Source organism: Marinobacter sp. SBS5, from assembly GCF_048285575.1.
Classification (GTDB): Bacteria; Pseudomonadota; Gammaproteobacteria; order Pseudomonadales; family Oleiphilaceae; genus Marinobacter.
Genome location: NZ_JBLWAZ010000001.1, coordinates 1,038,798 through 1,056,387, shown reverse-complemented (window position 1 = coordinate 1,056,387; position 17,590 = coordinate 1,038,798). Strand labels below are relative to the sequence as shown.

Annotated in this window: 16 protein-coding genes; 2 read left to right on the top strand and 14 right to left on the bottom strand. The window is 50.5% G+C overall.

All coding sequences use genetic code 11. From position 1 onward, the window contains the following. Positions 1–88: 88 nt before the first annotated feature. The 5 genes from ACNQ6O_RS05040 to ACNQ6O_RS05020 all read right to left on the bottom strand — a co-directional run bounded on the left by ACNQ6O_RS05040 (position 89) and on the right by ACNQ6O_RS05020 (position 6,161). Complete coding sequence (locus tag ACNQ6O_RS05040) at positions 89–466, bottom strand: flagellar protein FlaG (RefSeq protein ID WP_418052141.1); 378 nt, start codon at positions 464–466, stop codon at positions 89–91. A 73-nt stretch (positions 467–539) separates the two neighbouring features. Beyond that, the gene (locus tag ACNQ6O_RS05035) at positions 540–1,364 is read right to left on the bottom strand and encodes a flagellin domain-containing protein (protein WP_418052140.1); all 825 of its coding nucleotides are present in this window, start codon (positions 1,362–1,364) and stop codon (positions 540–542) included. Between the two features lie 145 nt (positions 1,365–1,509). After that, positions 1,510–3,618, bottom strand: coding sequence for a motility associated factor glycosyltransferase family protein (locus ACNQ6O_RS05030; protein WP_418052139.1), 2,109 nt, complete (start codon positions 3,616–3,618; stop codon positions 1,510–1,512). Between the two features lie 161 nt (positions 3,619–3,779). Then, positions 3,780–5,228: an exodeoxyribonuclease I gene (gene sbcB, locus ACNQ6O_RS05025; RefSeq protein ID WP_418052138.1), complete on the bottom strand. Its 1,449-nt coding sequence runs from the start codon at positions 5,226–5,228 to the stop codon at positions 3,780–3,782. A gap of 45 nt (positions 5,229–5,273) precedes the next feature. Beyond that, complete coding sequence (locus tag ACNQ6O_RS05020) at positions 5,274–6,161, bottom strand: hypothetical protein (RefSeq protein WP_418052137.1); 888 nt, start codon at positions 6,159–6,161, stop codon at positions 5,274–5,276. Positions 6,162–6,351: 190 nt separating this feature from the next. Between ACNQ6O_RS05020 and ACNQ6O_RS05015 the strand changes: the two genes are divergently transcribed. Further along, entirely contained in the window at positions 6,352–7,377 is a 1,026-nt protein-coding gene (locus ACNQ6O_RS05015; RefSeq protein ID WP_418052136.1) for a response regulator, read from the top strand. A 2-nt stretch (positions 7,378–7,379) separates the two neighbouring features. Beyond that, positions 7,380–8,336, top strand: a complete 957-nt coding sequence (locus ACNQ6O_RS05010; RefSeq protein ID WP_418052135.1) for a diguanylate cyclase — start codon at positions 7,380–7,382, stop codon at positions 8,334–8,336. 39 nt (positions 8,337–8,375) lie between these two features. Here ACNQ6O_RS05010 and ACNQ6O_RS05005 read toward each other — a convergent pair whose 3' ends face one another. The 9 genes from ACNQ6O_RS05005 to ACNQ6O_RS04965 all read right to left on the bottom strand — a co-directional run bounded on the left by ACNQ6O_RS05005 (position 8,376) and on the right by ACNQ6O_RS04965 (position 17,589). Continuing rightward, the gene (locus ACNQ6O_RS05005; RefSeq protein WP_418052134.1) at positions 8,376–8,747 is read right to left on the bottom strand and encodes a histone-like nucleoid-structuring protein, MvaT/MvaU family; all 372 of its coding nucleotides are present in this window, start codon (positions 8,745–8,747) and stop codon (positions 8,376–8,378) included. Positions 8,748–8,910: 163 nt separating this feature from the next. Then, on the bottom strand, positions 8,911–10,173 hold the full coding sequence (gene tviB / locus ACNQ6O_RS05000; protein ID WP_418052133.1) for a Vi polysaccharide biosynthesis UDP-N-acetylglucosamine C-6 dehydrogenase TviB: 1,263 nt from the start codon (positions 10,171–10,173) through the stop codon (positions 8,911–8,913). A 51-nt stretch (positions 10,174–10,224) separates the two neighbouring features. After that, the gene (locus ACNQ6O_RS04995) at positions 10,225–10,623 is read right to left on the bottom strand and encodes an MBL fold metallo-hydrolase RNA specificity domain-containing protein (RefSeq protein ID WP_418052132.1); all 399 of its coding nucleotides are present in this window, start codon (positions 10,621–10,623) and stop codon (positions 10,225–10,227) included. Positions 10,624–10,672: 49 nt separating this feature from the next. Further along, complete coding sequence (locus ACNQ6O_RS04990; RefSeq protein ID WP_418052131.1) at positions 10,673–12,625, bottom strand: polysaccharide biosynthesis protein; 1,953 nt, start codon at positions 12,623–12,625, stop codon at positions 10,673–10,675. Between the two features lie 40 nt (positions 12,626–12,665). After that, on the bottom strand, positions 12,666–13,841 hold the full coding sequence (locus ACNQ6O_RS04985; RefSeq protein ID WP_418052130.1) for a DegT/DnrJ/EryC1/StrS family aminotransferase: 1,176 nt from the start codon (positions 13,839–13,841) through the stop codon (positions 12,666–12,668). A gap of 68 nt (positions 13,842–13,909) precedes the next feature. Continuing rightward, positions 13,910–14,566 carry a NeuD/PglB/VioB family sugar acetyltransferase gene (locus ACNQ6O_RS04980; RefSeq protein ID WP_418052129.1) on the bottom strand — a complete coding sequence of 219 codons (657 nt, stop codon included), beginning with the start codon at positions 14,564–14,566 and terminating at the stop codon, positions 13,910–13,912. 1 nt (position 14,567) lies between these two features. After that, on the bottom strand, positions 14,568–15,176 hold the full coding sequence (locus tag ACNQ6O_RS04975; protein ID WP_418052128.1) for a sugar transferase: 609 nt from the start codon (positions 15,174–15,176) through the stop codon (positions 14,568–14,570). Beyond that, a complete protein-coding gene (locus ACNQ6O_RS04970; protein ID WP_418052127.1) occupies positions 15,173–16,387 on the bottom strand; it encodes a glycosyltransferase family 4 protein in 1,215 nt (404 codons plus the stop codon). The genes ACNQ6O_RS04975 and ACNQ6O_RS04970 overlap by 4 nt, the downstream gene beginning before the upstream one ends. A gap of 59 nt (positions 16,388–16,446) precedes the next feature. After that, positions 16,447–17,589 carry an O-antigen ligase family protein gene (locus ACNQ6O_RS04965; protein ID WP_418052126.1) on the bottom strand — a complete coding sequence of 381 codons (1,143 nt, stop codon included), beginning with the start codon at positions 17,587–17,589 and terminating at the stop codon, positions 16,447–16,449. Position 17,590: the final 1 nt, after the last annotated feature.

Genomic DNA, 17,590 nt, shown 5'->3' with positions numbered 1-17,590 from the left:
AAACACCGCCGGCCCTTGCGAGTGCGACGGTGTTAGCAGCTTGCTCTCAGCCCCAAAGCCGAAGCGCTCCGAGCTAAAATGACTAGCCTCAAACCTTGATATCAAACAACGTCAGCGGCTCGTCATGCTGCAAGTTTTTTGCCAACCTTAACGCAACCTCATCCGGAATTTGACGAATCACTTCTTGGGTCTCATTGTCGACAACTCGAACGATCGTCTCGCCACGCTCCATATCGACTTCAAACTGCAAGTCTCGTTGAACATTTTGAACGTAATCATTGAGCCGCGTAACTGCGTCTCCCAACTCTTCCGCTTGAACCACAGAACGAGCCGGCTGAATGCGCTCCAAAGCTGAAGGGTCCGCTATGGAGTCGCGATTGACAGGCCGTGCCTGTTGTGTACCGGGAACCTGATCGCCAGCCTCCACAAACTTGATGCTTGGGCCGTACAACTTCATGTCATTCATAGACCACCCCGCTAACACAAAAGCCAGCCTTTCTTATGAAAGGCTGGCTTTATTATCTATCAACCGGCCCCAATTACTGAAGCAGGGACAGAACCTGGTTTGGACGGGCGTTAGCCTGTGCCAATACAGAGATGCCAGCCTGCTGCAACACGTTGGCCTTGGCCATTTTGGCGGATTCGGCGGCAAAGTCGGCGTCCAAAATTCGACTGTTTGAAGCGCTCAGATTCTCAAGGTTTGTCGAAAGGTTGTTGATTGTGCTCTCAAACCGGTTTTGTACAGCACCCAGATCAGCTCGGAATGCATTCACTTCCGAGAGCGCACCGTCAATGGTAGCCAACGCAGCGCTCGCACCACCTGCAGAAGAAATCGAAATTCCACTGATACCTAGGCCAGTAGCGTTCATGGTTGAATCGAAAGCAATATCAATGGTTTGCCCGGCGTTTGCACCAACCTGGAACGAAACTGCCGACCCCAAACTACCATCCAGAACATTCAAACCATTAAACTGGGTATCAGTGGATATACGACCGATCTCCTCTACGCGCTGATTAACCTCAGCCTGCAGTAAAGCACGATCGTCATCGGTGTTTGAGCCGTTAGCAGCCTGAACAGCCAGTTCACGGATACGCTGGAGGTTAGCAACCGTTTCGTCGAGACCGCCCTCTGCAGTCTGCACCATTGAAATACCGTCGTTAGCATTTCTTTGCGCAACTGTCAGGCCACGAATCTGAGTATCAAAACGTGTAGAAATGGCCAAACCAGCAGCGTCGTCTTTAGCCGAGTTAATGCGCAAACCTGAAGACAACCGCTCCATTGCCTGATTCGCCATACCCTGCGACTTAGAAAGCTGATTCTGAGCGTTCAATGAGGCAATGTTGGTGTTGATTCCGAGAGCCATAATGCTTCCCCTTCGATATTGTGTAGAGACACTTTAGAATGGCCAGCTCCCAGTTGATATTTAGGGAAAGCTGCCCTGATACCCTTCTTAACGGCAGCTGTTCCGATCGCTTTAGAATTCTTTTAATTATTCGTGTAACAAAATGTTATTGTGCAGACTCTGGCAGACTAGGTTCGGCATTCATAAGCCGAGTTGTCACCCAAGGATCGTCCTCAGGAGGTTGATTCGAAAGAATAACTGACGAAAAATGCACGGGCAGTTTTTCAAGAAAGGATTTAAACATCGCGACCCAATGATCTAAAAAGGGTTGCAAGTCCTTATCTTGGTGCGCAAGCCCATGACAAAGCCCGGTCTGCAGAAAGCGCTGCACTGTTCCCTTCAGAATTTGCCAGCCCATTAACTGGATAACAACGGGAGATTGCCGATCACTACCAGGCCCGACTCTATTGAGGTGATCCCGAACCTCGTTACACACAACAATGAGATCCTTACGCCCCCGAAGCCGACTGTTCTTAAGCACTAACAAAAATTCTCGAGCCCTCTCCGCAATCTCTTTAGAAACAGCCCCGAACAACTGTTGTGTATCAAACGCCGGCATACCTTCGAAGCAAGCTTCTAGCGCATCCAGTTCTCGGGTTAGATCTACCGCCTCAGGCTCGAGTCGCTTATTCAGTTCCTCGGCTGACAGCCACTCTGCCCCCTCGATTAGAGCTCCATCCGAACAATTCCTCACCGAAAAGTTAAGCCTTTGGTTCTTACGGTCGAGCAAAAAATTTTCCACGGCTCGCTTAGCCGTAAAGTAATCGCCTTGGGTTATTATCGTGGTTCCGTTAACACCTTGAGTTTCAAATTTTGGCCGAGCTTCCGTGCCTCTCGCCGTTTCTTTCTGGAATCGAGAAGCAAAGTCGGTTCGGGACTCCTGTCCATACACAGAGAATCGCGAGTGATGCTGTGACTTGTCCTGATACCCATAATCAGTTCCGAACAGGAATAAATTCCGAAATCCAAAGGCAAACGCCAGCGCAAGCGCCGCATTGGTGCAAGTTGGAGAGCAGCCAGGAATGGCGTCGGCATTCAGCCCCAAAAACGCTGGAATGTAGTACTCATTGGAGAGATAAAACTGATAGCGCTCAAACAAGGACGGAACAAGTGGATTCACACTGATCGTGCATAGCAGGGTGATGCCTTTCAGGCCATATTGCTCCTCAATATCTTTAAGCATTTCATAGATCATATAGTCGGCATCCAGCTCGACATGGAAGTCCGGCCGGATGCCATGACTAAGAAGCGCCCGAAGCCCAGTGCCTGCGCTAATGACGATCATTTTTCCCCTATTCGCTTTCAGCCCGTCGATACGCGCATCAAGCGACGGCCCACTACCAACTACCGCGACTGGCACCTGCGATTCATCTAATTGATAGGGCTTAACCTGTCCTCCTCCCATTCTCAAGTTATGAAACACATTCCGAAAGCCTCTCAGCTCAAAATCGTAGTTACCCCAGTTTGCACCCACAACCGGCAGATCCTTCTCCAAATCCTTGGCGATTCGATACAAATCGACATTGGCTAAGTGGTTGTAGTAGCAAGTCAAATAAGGGTAAAGCGGTACGATTTCTGCAAGTTTGGCACCAAGCACACGTCTAATATTTTCTTCATCGTGCTTAGTCGCTATACAAAAAGAGATAGACCGCCCTTTTTCTCGGAAACGAGCACAAATCTCTTCCCAATCGACCGTGAATAACGTCAAATAAAAACGGTCAGGGTCAGGCTCAAAAACAACGGCATCAATCACTTCCATTTGGGCCGTCAGGCTGTCTATGTGATACCCAAGACCACACCCCAGAAATACGACCGATGGCAATACCGTGCCTCGATAATAGCCTTGGAATGTAGACGGAGTCAGTCGACTCTTTACCAGGCTCTCCCGCACATATTTAGAAGCAAACCGTGCGCTCTCATTCACCTCTAGGTACAAAGGCGGAACAGTATGCATAGGTTTTTCGGGCGAATTGTTATTTATAAATTCCTGCACTTCTGCATGAGAATATTCTCGCGCAAGATGCCGATAAACAGACCGCCCGCGATCAACAAGATCAACGTCATCTCTACCTGGCGTGATGCTTAGCTCGCAATGACGCGGTTCGTAGTTAGCAAAAAACCCGAAAATCTCAGGACGGTATCTCTGAAAGTACAGTAGATTCTTTTGCTTACGTCTTAAGAACGGCGCGGCAATATCTTCATCGTTAACAGACATCAAGTATTCCTCGTTAGAGATTCCGTCACTCGGCACTGACTTGCATGCAAACACCTAAACAGCGCCTAACTTATGAGAGATCAGCATTTAATTCCCGACTCATCAAATGCATTGTCATGATGAAAATAGTCAAAGGTGACCGGCTGAACGAGCCCTTTACGCTACATATAAGGAATCAAAGACTCCCCATACAAATGCAGATCTTCCAATATCTGCCGGTTCCTGGGCGTCAGCTCCGGGTCACTCGCCAGCCGCTGCAATTCCAGCCCGTAGGCTTCCAGTGAACGCCAGCCTTTTTTCGGGTTCATCAGGCGTTCCGTTCTAAAGGCTTCCCAGCGTTCCATTTCTTCACCGCTTAGGGTGTTCGGGTAATTGCGGGCACGGTAGCGGAAGAGCATCTCGCTTAAACGCTCGTCATCAAACCGAACCTCTTGCTCGCCTAGCGTCTCTGCAGGCTGGGCGATTAGGTCTTTGAGTCGCTCTCGGTCGGCGTTACTGATGAAGCCTCCGGCGTAGATCTGCTCGTCTGGGTCGGTTAGATCACTGCTTTCAAAGCCGCGGTCGAAGGCTTGGGCAATGCGGGCTGGCAAGTCCGGGGCGTTTCGCAGTTTTGCGAGATTAGCGCGCAGCACGTCACCATCCAGCTCCAACTCCGCCAAGCGTTCTTTGGAAAGAGTAGAAAGCATGTTCGCCGGGGCCAGCACGGGGCATTTGTTCACCTGAATGCCTTTCAGGGGGAAACGCTTCACACCCTCACCCAATTCAGCCTGTGAAGTAAACACTCGCTCCTGAATCTGCTCCGGCGTGGCGTTGATGAGTTCGGTTGGGTCTTCTCGCAGGTCGTAGACGATGACCTGATTCTTATTGGTGGGGTGTTCCGCCAATGGCGCGACTAAGGCACAACAGCCGCGGCTGGCTGGGAATTTGGCGGAGATGTGGAACACCGGCTTCATGGTGACGGTATCCAGCATTTGGCGGGCTGCGTGTTTATCTTTGTTCTTCAGAACAAAATCAAACAGCTTGGGTTGTTTCTCTTTTATCAGCTTGGCCACGGCGATGGTCGCCCAAACATCCGACATCGCATCGTGGGCCGCCTCGTGGGCAATGCCGTTGGCCACCGTCAGCTCTTCCAAACGAAAGCTGGGGCTGCCGTCTTCTTTGCGGGGCCAGTTGATTCCTTCCGGGCGCAGCGCGTAAGTCAGCCGCACCATGTCGATAATGTCCCAACGGGAATTGCCGTTCTGCCACTCACGAGCGTAGGGGTCCCGCAGGTTGCGGTACAAAGTATTACGAGTGACTTCGTCATCAAAGCGCAGGCTGTTATAACCCACCACGCAGGTGCCGGGTTGGCTGAAGGCTTCGTTGATCTGCGCAATAAATTCCGCTTCGGGGAAACCGTCTTCGAGGGCTTTCTGCGGTGTGATGCCGGTAATCAAACAGGCTTCAGGAGAAGGCAGGTAGTCATCCGTTGGTTTACAATAAATCACCAACGGATCTTCGATCACGTTCAAGTCCGCATCGGTGCGAACCCCGGCAAACTGTGAGGGCCGGTCGTGCAGCGGGTCTACACCAAAGGTTTCGTAATCGTGCCAGTAAAAAGAGCGGATCAAAGGAAGACTCCCACCTTGTGAATTAATAGCAGGAGTCTAACAAAATCAAAACAACTTAGTCCCCATATCCACCTGATGGGTGCGGCGGCGGTCGATGCCGGGGCCGATCAGTTGTTGAACATCAACCGTCATGTTCGTAGGCAGGTTAAGGTACACACCTTTGCCAACACTGATTGAACTCATGCCATCCAGCGATTGCCAGGCCACACTGTCATCCCGCTGAAAGCCGATAAAGAAGCCATCTGTAAAACCAGCCACACCGACCTGCCCGGAATCTTCGCCGATATCGATCGAGCGGAGCTGAGTTAGCGGCGCACAATTGGTCGCCACATCACAACTGGCCACGGCATTCGGATCATTAGGCTTCAAGCCAATATGCGTGGCGCGGTAATCGGTTGCCGCACCTCCGGCACCGTCAAACAACTGAGCGTCATACACCTGGCCACCGGATTCAATCTTCATTCCGATGTTGCCGCTAAAACTGGTGGTGTTGGAGGAAACCGAGCCACGGGCTTCATGAAAGCCCATGCGAAAGCCAGCCAAACCGGCAGCATCTTCAGCCAGTTCGATATAAGGGCGGTGAGCTTCAAAGGGAACGTCGTCTCCTGCATTGTAGGTAACGCCGTTATAGACCTCCCCATCCACACGCGCGATGTGCCCAAGAGCAAGGTGAGTGGCCGCGAAGTCTGTGCCAGCATTGATTTCGCCGACTTTTACTTCATCCACGTTCGCACGGGTTACTACATCCATACCCAACGTCATCCGGGTAAAGTTGTGGTTCTGGCCGGGGATATTTTCAATTTGCATAAACGCCTGCCCGGTCACCTCACCCATTGCATGATCAGAAATGGGTGCCAATTCCGCTTGGGAAACGGGCGACATACCCAAGCAAAATAGAGTAAGGGCAGCGTATCCGTACGCATACTTAGTCATAGATTGTGTCTCTGAATTATTTTTTGTGAGCCAGTTTCGACGCCCAATGAACCCACTATAGCCGAGAGCCGGAGGAGAATAGAGTGAGACACCTCACAATCCAGCCCTCTCCCTCCAAACGTAGTGTATATCTACACATTTAATTAAGTTACTGTTGCCACTTCACGATTCGGGCACCAAACTACCCACCATGAGCACCAAAATCCTAATATGCGACGACTCCGCACTGGCCCGAAAACAAATGGCCCGCGCACTGCCCGCTGGCTTAGCTGACCAAGTGTTATTCGCCCAAGACGGCGAAGAAGCCCTTACCATTCTGCGTAAAGGCGAAGCGGAGCTGCTGTTTCTGGACCTAAACATGCCGGGCCTAGACGGCTACCAGGTACTGGAACATATCCGCAAAGAAGACCTTCCCGTGCTTACCATCGTGGTATCCGGTGACATACAGCCCGAAGCGCGAGAACGAGTGCGCAAACTCGGCGCCATCGACTTCATCAAAAAGCCTACGAGCACCGAACTGGTCGAAGATTTACTGCAGGAATACGGTTTTTTCCGGCCCGAAGAGCTCTCCGCTCTCGCTACGCAAAATAGCTCATTTCTAGAGCCGAGCCGCACGCCGGAGATTTCGATCAGTTTGGCAGAATACCTTCAAGAAACCGCCAACGTCGCCATGGGCCGGTCGTCTGACCTTCTTGCCCGGCTGCTGCGTGTGTTCGTCAAACAGCCCATCCCGAAAGTTGCCTTTATTGCCAGCTCAGAACTGCACATGGCGATCTCGTCGGCAGACGCTGGCAACACTTTCTCAGCCGTATGCCAAGGCTTTACAGGTGCGGGCTTAGCCGGTGAGGCACTGCTTCTATTCGACGATGCCTGTTTTAAAGAAATGGCGGAGCTGCTGCATTACGAAGGCGTAGAAGGCGATGCCATCAATGTTGAAGTGTTAATGGACATGTCCAGCATACTGTTTGGCGCCTTCCTGAACGGCGTGAGCGATCAGCTCGACATCAAATTGGGGCTTGGCCACCCGACCGTGCTGGGCCAACACCGCCCTATCAACGAATTATTGGAACATCACAGCAGCCGGGAAGAGCAGTTACTGTGCCTGGAAATTTGCTACACCATCGAAAACCGGGATATTCGCTGTGACATGCTGGTGCTGTTTACCGAAGACTCTGTACCCTTTCTGGAAAAACGTCTCGAATATCTGGTGGACTGACCATGGCTTTTGAATCGCAAAACGCAGACGCCTTCCATTGGTTGGCTGACATGATCGAAACCGTGGAGGTCGGCCTGGTGGTGCTAGATCTCGATTTTCGCGTGCAAGCGTGGAATGGCTTTATGGAAAATCATAGCGGCATCACCGCCACACAAATTCGTGGCCAACAGATTTTTAACGTCTTCCCCGATATCCCGAAAGCCTGGCTCACGCGGAAGGTGGATTCCGTCACCACACTGAAAACCCGAGCCTTCACCTCATGGGAGCAGCGCCCTTACCTGTTCAAGTTTCGCAATTCCCGCCCTATAACGGGCACCGAAGAATTCATGTTTCAAAACCTGACCATCAGCCCACTCACCAACTCGGCAGGGAAGGTCGACAAGGTCTGCCTGCTGATTTACGACGTCACCGAATTCGCCAGCAGCAGGCGCGCCTTGGAACGCGCGAACGAACAGCTGGCCAAACTGAGCATGACCGACCGGCTCACGGGGCTGCTCAACCGGGGCACCTGGGAAAACCTGGTGGATGCAGAATTCGAACGCTACGGCCGATATGGCCAAACCACCACCTTAGTGATGTTCGACATCGACCACTTCAAAGCCGTAAACGATACATACGGCCACCTCGCCGGCGACGATGTGATTCGCCACACCGCACAAGTTACTCGCGACAGCATTCGCCAATCCGATTCCGCAGGCCGTTACGGCGGGGAAGAGTTCGGCATTATCCTGCCTGAAACCGATGCAGAGAACGCACGCATTCTGTGCGAGCGTATACGGGAAACCATTGCACAGAGCACGGTCAACACCACCGCGGGTGATGTCCAATACACCATCAGCATGGGTATAGCGCAATTAACGGGTGAGCCGGAGAATTATATGCAATGGATGCAAGAGGCGGACAAGGCTTTGTATAGGGGTAAAAAAGGGGGGCGGAATAAGGTAGTGATTTATTCATAACCCCTTCCCCATTGCGGGAAAGGGGTTTATTAAAGCGATTTAGTCCTGCTGCTGCCAGCTCTGAACCGCTTCTTTACCGTACTTTTCACGCCACTCGTTCAGAGTTTTGTGGTTACCGCCACGGGTTTTAACCACTTCACCGGTATGCGGGTTTTTATAGGTCTTCATCGGGCGCTTAGCACGAGTACCTGTTGCAGTTTCTGCTTTAGTACCGGCAATAGAAGGATCAATCGCTGCCAGAATCTGCAATACATGCTTTGGTGACTTGTCGTATTCAGTCATTAACTCACGAACTTTATTTTCAAACTCCAACTCACGCTTCAGCGCTTGGTCGTTTTCGAGCTGCTCCAGCTCTGCCGCAAGCTTTTCCATAAGCTGTTTTTTCTGATAGTAATCGTTGATCTTCGCCATGAAAATAAGACCTTATATCTGATGATTTAAACAAAAAAAACATGACCGGAAAGTCAGGCTGCATATTAATAAATAAATTGGGCACTCGTAAAGAAGTTTAATTAAAGATTATAAAAAAAGCCGACACTATGGTCGGCTTTTAAAATGATATCTGACTCGGTTATTACAATCGGATATCAGCTTCACCCAAGGGCAAAACGCCTTTCAGATCGAAAAGAATACCCTTATCTTTCGCATAGGCCCTCAACTGCTGCGCACTCATTGCCGAATACTCGTTATGAGGTACCGCGAGGAACACCGCGTCGTAATATCCGTTTTCAGGATTATCCACCAACGAAATACCGTATTCCTCCTCTGCCTCAGCATTGTCTGCCCAGCAATCGGTTACGTGCACTTCGCAGTTATAATCTTTTAGCTCTTCGATTACGTCAACAACCCGGGTATTCCGCAAATCCGGGCAGTTTTCTTTAAACGTAAGGCCCATCACCAACACTTTCGCGCCGGAAACCGCTTGGCCATTCTTAATCATCGCCTTAACCAACTCAGAAGCCGCATAAGGCCCCATATTGTCGTTTACCCGGCGGCCAGCCAGAATGATTTCCGGATGATAACCAATCGCCTGAGCTTTATGGGTCAAATAATACGGGTCGACGCCAATACAATGGCCACCTACCAAACCTGGCTTAAACGGCAGAAAGTTCCATTTAGTACCGGCCGCTGCCAATACTTCATGAGTATCAATACCCAGCTTGGCGAAAATCATAGACAACTCATTCATCAACGCAATGTTCAAATCGCGCTGAGTGTTTTCAATCACCTTCGCGGCTTCTGCTACTTTAATGGAACTGGCCTTATGAGTGCCGGCGGTAATAATATCGGCGTACAGCGCATCCACTTCATCGGCAATTTCCGGCGTGGAGCCAGAAGTCACTTTCATAATGGTCGTAACACGGTGCGCTTTATCACCCGGGTTAATACGCTCAGGGCTATAACCGGCGAAGAAGTCTTTATTGAATGTAAGGCCAGACACCTTCTCCAAGACAGGCACACACACTTCTTCGGTAGCACCTGGGTACACGGTGGATTCGTAAATGACGATATCGCCCTGCTTCAGCGCCTTGCCTACGGTTTCGCTGGCTTTGACGAGTGGGGTCAGGTCTGGAGTTTTAAATTCATCAATCGGAGTCGGTACGGTCACGATATAAACCTGGCAATCCGCAATACCTTCTACCGAATCCGTGAACGACAACTGAGTTGCGGTTGCCAACTCCTCGCTGGACAGCTCGCGGGTGAAATCCACGCCATCTTTCAGCTCTTCGATGCGCTTGGTGTTGATATCAAAACCCACCACCTCGCGTTTTTCACCAAACGCCGCTGCCAGTGGCAAACCCACATAGCCCAAACCCACAACTGCAATTTTCTTCATCACTCCTCCAAACCATGGAATGGGGTCAGACCCCAAATACATTTTAATTGGTCAAATGCCCGGGGGTCTGACCCCAGGTATCAAAATCTGTGTATTGGGCAACCGAGCTTCTAGTTCTCGTTTAAACGTTGCCTTTGCGTCGTCGTCACCGTGAACGATACGAATTTCTTTGGGCGGTACAGGAATACCTTCAATAAACCGCAACAAATCTTCCTGCCCGGCGTGAGCGGAATAACCGCTTACCTGATGAATCTTGGCGCGGATGTGAGCGATGGAAAAATCTATGGCTAGGTCTTCGGCGGAGGAGCGCCCCTTCGCCTCTGTGCCCTGGAATAAGCCGCAGTCTATGAGGACTGCGCTTTTAGAGCGGCTGTCGTCCGAGGTTAAAGAAAGTTCGTGGCAAGAGCCGGTAACGCCGTTCACCGCGCCATGGTGATTAATCTCAATCATGCAACAATCCTTGTTGAACGAAGCGTTCCATGCACCTACAGAACCAAACTCAGTGCGGATTAACGCCAGGCAAATGATGAACCTTCGCTATACGAGCATCTAGGTCATTCTGGTCACGGCTGCTAAGGCACCACACCAGATCAACCACATCCCCATTCGGCGAGTACCCGGTCGGCGCTTCACGCAACATCGACACAACGCTACCACAATCAAACTCGCGACTAGCCTCAGCAAGCTTATCCAACAAACCACGCACCTCATCCCACGGCATTGAGACCTCCTTAGCCATCATAATGCGCGGATGTTCAGTACCCTGAGGGTCATCACCAATCAGCAGTTCTTCAAACAGTTTCTCGCCCGGGCGTAGCCCCGAATAAACAATTTCAATGTCACCCGAAGGGTTCTCGTCGGTTTTTTCTTCCAGCCCCATCAAGTGAATCATCTTGCGGGCCAGATCGGCGATCTTCACAGGCTCGCCCATGTCCAGCACAAACACTTCACCGCCCTTGCCCATACTGCCAGCCTGCAGTACCAACTGGCTTGCTTCCGGAATGGTCATGAAGTAACGAATAATATCTTTGTGCGTGACGGTCACCGGCCCACCGTCACGGATCTGATCGCGGAACAACGGAACAACCGAGCCAGAAGAACCCAGAACGTTGCCGAAACGCACCATAGAAAATACCGTCTTGCTCTCGCGCTGCGCCAAGCCCTGCAGCACCAACTCAGCCAAGCGCTTACTGGCGCCCATAACATTGGTCGGGCGCACTGCTTTATCGGTTGAGATCAGAACAAAGCGCTCAACGCCCGCCGCTACCGCCGCTTCCGCCGCGTGCCAGGTACCAAATACGTTATTTTGAACACCTTCAATTACATTGTGCTCAACGAGCGGCACATGCTTGTAGGCTGCTGCATGATAGACTGCCTGAACGCCAAACGTGCGCATAACGGTCTCACACCGGCGACGATGTACGACGTTGCCCAGAACTGCCTGCAACGAAACATTCAATCCTTCAATCTGGTTAATTGTCCTGAGTTCGCGTTCAATCGAGTACAGTGAAAACTCAGATTGCTCGAACAACACCAAAGTTTTTGGCTTGTGCTTCAGAATCTGCCTGCACAGCTCCGAGCCGATAGAACCTCCCGCGCCTGTCACAAGAACTGACTTCCCGAAAAGACTCTGAGTAACAGCAGCAGCATCAGGGCGAACCGGGTCTCGCCCCAAGAGATCTTCAATTTCCAAGTCTCGAATATCATTAATCCGGGCCTGCCCTGCCACTAACTCCGACATGGAAGGAACGGTTTGAACGGGTACCGATAACTGCTCAAGCACCTGCATTAACTGCTTACGGTTAACCGGTGCACTGTCTTCCAGAGCAAGCAACACACGAGAAGCGTCCTGTTTGCGAACCGCCTTTTCAATATGTGCGATAGAGAAAACGGGAAGGTTTCCAATTAGCGATTTATGATTTGATTCAACCAACGAGACAAAACCAACAGGCCTAAACTCAACGCCTTGAGCAAGCGCGGAAGCCAGCTGCATCCCCTTCGGTCCGGCCCCTACAATCAGCACCGCCTCCTTGGAGCTCCGCCCCGGTTGGCGGACAATACTTCTCACTGCAAACCGCGTTCCGGCAACCAATAAAAATGCAAACGCGCCGTATAAAACAGGCACCGAACGCGGCACCAAGGCCTGAAATAGAAACCCAAAAACAATCAATGAAATGCTGGATATAACCACCCCAAAAAGGATGGCGAGAAAGGCGTACTCACTCAGGTATCGAATGACAGCGCGATACAAACCGAGTTTCACGAAAGCCACAACAGTGAAGAGCACTGTCGCGCCCGATACCCACAACTGATGCCAACCAGGCACCCAAGAAAGGCTCTCAAACCGTAAAGCAAAGGCTGCCCATATCGCCACTAACAACAGCACAATGTCCGTGATCACGGAAATCGCTCGTTTTGTTGGCCGTGAAAAGTGCAGAACTTTATTAATCATCCTATTTCTCACACTCCACACTCCTTTAAACCACACCAACTCATTCAGATGCTTCTACCATCACATCCTGCAATACGCGGCAGGTTTTCTCTATTTCCTGCACCGTAAGCGTGGGATGCACCAAAAACATCAAGCTGGTTTCACCCAGCTCCTGAGCAACAGACAAGCGCTGCTCGGGGCGTAATCCGGTATTGTCGAACGCTTTCTCTAAATACACTTCCGAACACGATCCAGAGAAACAAGGTACGCCAGCATCGACGATGGCTTGCTGGATTCGATCACGGCTCCAGCCTTCTGACAATTTTTCAGACTCTACGAACACATATGTCTTATAGGCTGCATGCTCGACATACTCTTCAACCTCTGGGACTCGTAACCCCGGAAGCGCACGAGCGGTGCTCCAGATTTGTTCGGCATAACGAATGCGCTGCTGATGCCAGTGCGTCATCCGCTGCAACTGGATACGGCCAATCACAGCCTGCATTTCGGTCATTCGCCAGTTCGTACCAAAACTTTCATGTAACCATCTAAAGCCAGGTGGATGCTCACGTTCGTAGACGGCATCCCAGCTTTTTCCGTGATCCTTGAAGGCCCACATACGCTTCCACAACGCCTTGTCATTGGTCGTCACCATGCCGCCTTCGCCGCCAGTCGTCATGATTTTGTCCTGACAGAACGACCAGCAACCCACGTGGCCAAGTGCTCCCACTGATCGGTCTTTGTAACGAGCACCGTGGGCCTGGGCACAGTCTTCAATCACAAGAAGGCCATATTCATCTGCTAACGCCATAAAGCCTTCCATGTCACAAGGCCAACCCGCCAAGTGAACACATACGATAGCCTTGGTACGCGGGGTTATCACATCACGCACAGTTTCAGGCGTAATGTTCTGGCTGTCCCGATCAACATCCGCGAACACCGGGGTGGCTCCCGCAGTCACAATACTTGAAACGGATGCCAGAAAAGTTCGTGGCGTAACCACAATCTCATCCCCCGGACCAATGCCCAGCCCCCTCAACGCCAGGTCCAGTGCCACCGTACCATTCGCCACCGCAATGGCGTGTCCTGCGTCTGCAAAAGCCGCAAATTCTCGCTCGAACTCACGACACTCCTGCCCAGTCCAGTAATTAACCTTATTAGACAACAGCACATCGCGTACAGCATTGGCCTCTTCTTCGGTAAAAGATGGCCAAGGGGAAAACGGTCCATTCAGCATGATTAATTAGTTCTATTTCGAGATTGAATAATAAGACAACCATTTAAGATTGAATGCAGAGGCGCGCTTTACGATTTTCGGGGCGCAAATACCTTAGCAGGGTTGCCAACCACAGTAACCCCCGGCGGGACATCCTTTGTAACTACTGCCCCCATACCAACAACCGAACCTCGGCCAATTACCAGAGGTTTATCGGGGGTGCCCTGTTTGATGATAGCCCCTGTTCCAATATATGCGTGATCTTCAATAATTATGTTGCCATTACAGCGAACTGATGGCGCAAAAGTCACATAATCGCCAATCACACAGTCATGGGCTACATAGCTGTATATGTTCGCGTGAAAATGCTTACCAATGCGAATATTGGAAGTAAGCTGAGTAAAATGAGAAAGAATCGCTCCCTCATCGATTGATACGTCGTCAAGCACAACCACATTGTCAGCTCTCACTGAAAGCACAGGGATACCATCGTTGGAACACTTTTGCGCGAGCGACTCTCTGACTTTACCATCAGCTATCGCGAAAACAATCTGCTTAACCGGCGAATCAGAAGCCAAAAACTGTTGGTAACTCAGAACCCTATAGCCATTAACCGAAGCACCAACGTCACCATCGTCCACAAAAACGAAATCAGTATCGACTGCCAGCAGCTGGGCGCGGACCAAGGGCAAGACTTCGCGTCCTAGCCCGCTTGCACCGTAAATTCCTACCAGTGTTTGGGCCATATCACTTCATATCCTTTTTTTCGCTACCGGTAAAAGGTGCCATAGTAACTTCCCCCTCACCACTAATTCCATCTCGCACGAGAACCTTTTTCACGGTCAAAAACAGTATCTTTAAATCCAGCCAGAACGACCGGTTGTCCACATACCATACATCCAGTTTGAATTTCTCTTCCCAAGAGATCGCATTACGGCCATTTATCTGTGCCCAACCCGTCACGCCAGGGCGAACATCGTGGCGACGGTATTGCTCTTCGGAATACAGCGACAAATAGCTCATCAACAGCGGCCTTGGCCCAACAAGACTCATATCACCTTTCAAGACATTCCAAAGTTCCGGAAGCTCATCAAGGCTCGTCGAACGCAAAAACCGGCCGAAGCCGGTCATACGCTCCGAATCCGGCAGCAACTCGCCATTCGCATCCCGCTGATCCGTCATCGTGCGAAACTTCACCATACGAAAAGGCTTGCCCCCCAACCCTGGGCGCAACTGCGAAAACAACACAGGTCGGCCTAACTTAGAGGCAACAACAACCGCAAGAATCATTAGAAGAGGAAACAGAACCAGCAGGGCTCCCCCAGAAACAACAACATCAAACACACGCTTAATCACGACTCAACTGCCTCTCCAAGTACGCCGATTAGGCGCTTGGCCAGTATATCCCTAGAAAACTCAGCCTCAGCTAGCTTAAATGCCGCTTGCCCGGCAGACTCAACCAGCGCGGGTTGCAGCAAAAACTCATTTAACTTTATAGCCGCCGCATCACTGACTTCAGTCGGCAGAACCACGCCAATGCAGTGATCTTCAATGAGTTGTTTTTGCCACCCTCCGTGGTTTATAGCAACGGGTTTGGCTGCGGCCATGGCATCAAAAACCTTGTTCGCACTATTCTTCCAAAGCTCCTCCATCCCGATCACCCAAGAACAGCATATTGTCGCCGCAGAGAACATTTGAGCAACCTCTTTCTTAGGCACCGCGCTTTCCATGAAGAAATTGACATCGAGCACACCGGAAGCACTCGCCAGGTTCCGCACGCTATCCCATTCAGCTCCGGCTCCAACCGCGAGAAAACGCACGTCAGAGTTAATGCCCAGCATCTTCTCGGCAAGCTTCACCATGTAATCTACCCCGTTTACACGGCCAAAAGTCCCGGCGTACAAAACAAGGGGGCGCTCTCCAAGCCAAGGGCGACAGGCCCTAAAGCCCTCACCAACCGACGGGGCGCAGTTAAACAAATCAATATCCGCACTATTGGGTATGCAAGAAACTTTGGCGGGATCAATGCCCGCGTTGATCACCCCTTCGCGCATACCGGGTGATAAAGCAACAATCCTCTCAGAATTCTCATACGCCCAATTTTCAAGCCGCTTAGCGAGGAAAGCGCTCCCTGGTAGACGAAGTGCTCCCATCGCAATCGGCACTTCCGGCCACAGATCCCTGACTTCAAAAACCAGCGGGACTTTTCGCTTTCGGCTGGCGCGCACGCCTGGAAGCGCTATCGTGAGAGGCGTACTGGATGCAAAAACAACATCAGCCTCTAACTTCGCCGCATAAGCTCCGGCCTTTCGAGCAAACTCCGTAAATGCGAGAAGTCGCCGCGCAATACTCATTGAATTGTTGTATTGAACCGGCAACCAATGAACGTTAATACCCGAAATGCTTTCCCGCACCCACTCGTTACCCGTGAAAGCATTGTCAGTTCTTGAAGTAACCATGTCCACTTGATGGCCGGCCATCACCATCCGGCGAGCCATTTCATATGACCGGGTGCCCCCGACCATATCCGGAGTATTAAAATATTGATGTAGGTAAACAATTCGCATTTATCTAAACCTATCCGGTAATTTAGCACCATCTGTAAGACAGCACTTTCATGCATTATTTAACATTTGCAGTTTTTCATAACGTAGGAGGTTCGAAGAATAACTCCCAAAAATCCAAACACGTAAACGAACCGAAGATAGCCTATATCGCCACTAAACGACGTACACAACACAAAGAACAAAATATAGCCTCTGTACTCTACGTTACTTTTCACCAGCATCCACATCACAACCAAAACGTGAAAAAAACCCGCAAATACACCCAGCTCTAAAAACACTTCCAAATGTTCATTGTGTGGATAAAACAATACATCGTACTGATAATTTCCCAAACCAATACCAAGCAGAGGGAACTCCAAAACTTTAGCTAATGAATCAAACAACATCGCCTGCCTGATTCCAATAGAGCCCCAGTCAGACTGAGTTACATCCGCCTGGGCCAGTCTATACACGCCGGAAAATCTTGAATCCAAAAACGCCGTCCATAACACATCAAAGAAAACGGCTGCGACACCTATCGCCAAAAAACCACCGAGTAGCAGATAACGCCGGCCAATACGATGGGTCACGGAAAAATACAAGAAGACAAAAGCCAAGGCTACAAGCGGGCCCTTCGACGCTGTCCAGACTACCGCCAATGAAAACAACGCTGTTGCCAGCAACAGGTGCAATTTCTGTCGCCGAAGAAAATTTACGTAGGACACCAGCGCGGCAAACCCCATTAGCCAACCAAAAACTATCGGACCGTTCAGAAAGAAACGAACGTCACGATCCATTAACCCGAACTTCAACTTGAACAGGACGGTCATCGCGAGAATCGCCAGCGAAACAAAGAGATAATAATGCCAGAATCGATATTGGCCGTAATTTGATATGAGTTTTCCGGATAAAATACTCGCTATTAAGGTCACAACAATGAACGCATCGAATTTCTCTAATGCGTAAACGGGCTCATAGCTCCGAATTGTTCCGATCAGCAAAAAAACACTAAAGACAAGCAACACATAAAAGACGAAACCAAACTCAGATCCACGAGACTTAAGCAGATAAAAAAACACCGATGCAAAAAAAATCAACAAGACAGATAATGAAAAGAAAACATACTGCGACAAAAACGAGAAAAAACCGCCAAATGCCATGAGAACATAAAAAAAGAAAGCCCCCAGAAAAACCAGCACACTATCCCGTTCAATGAGCATCATG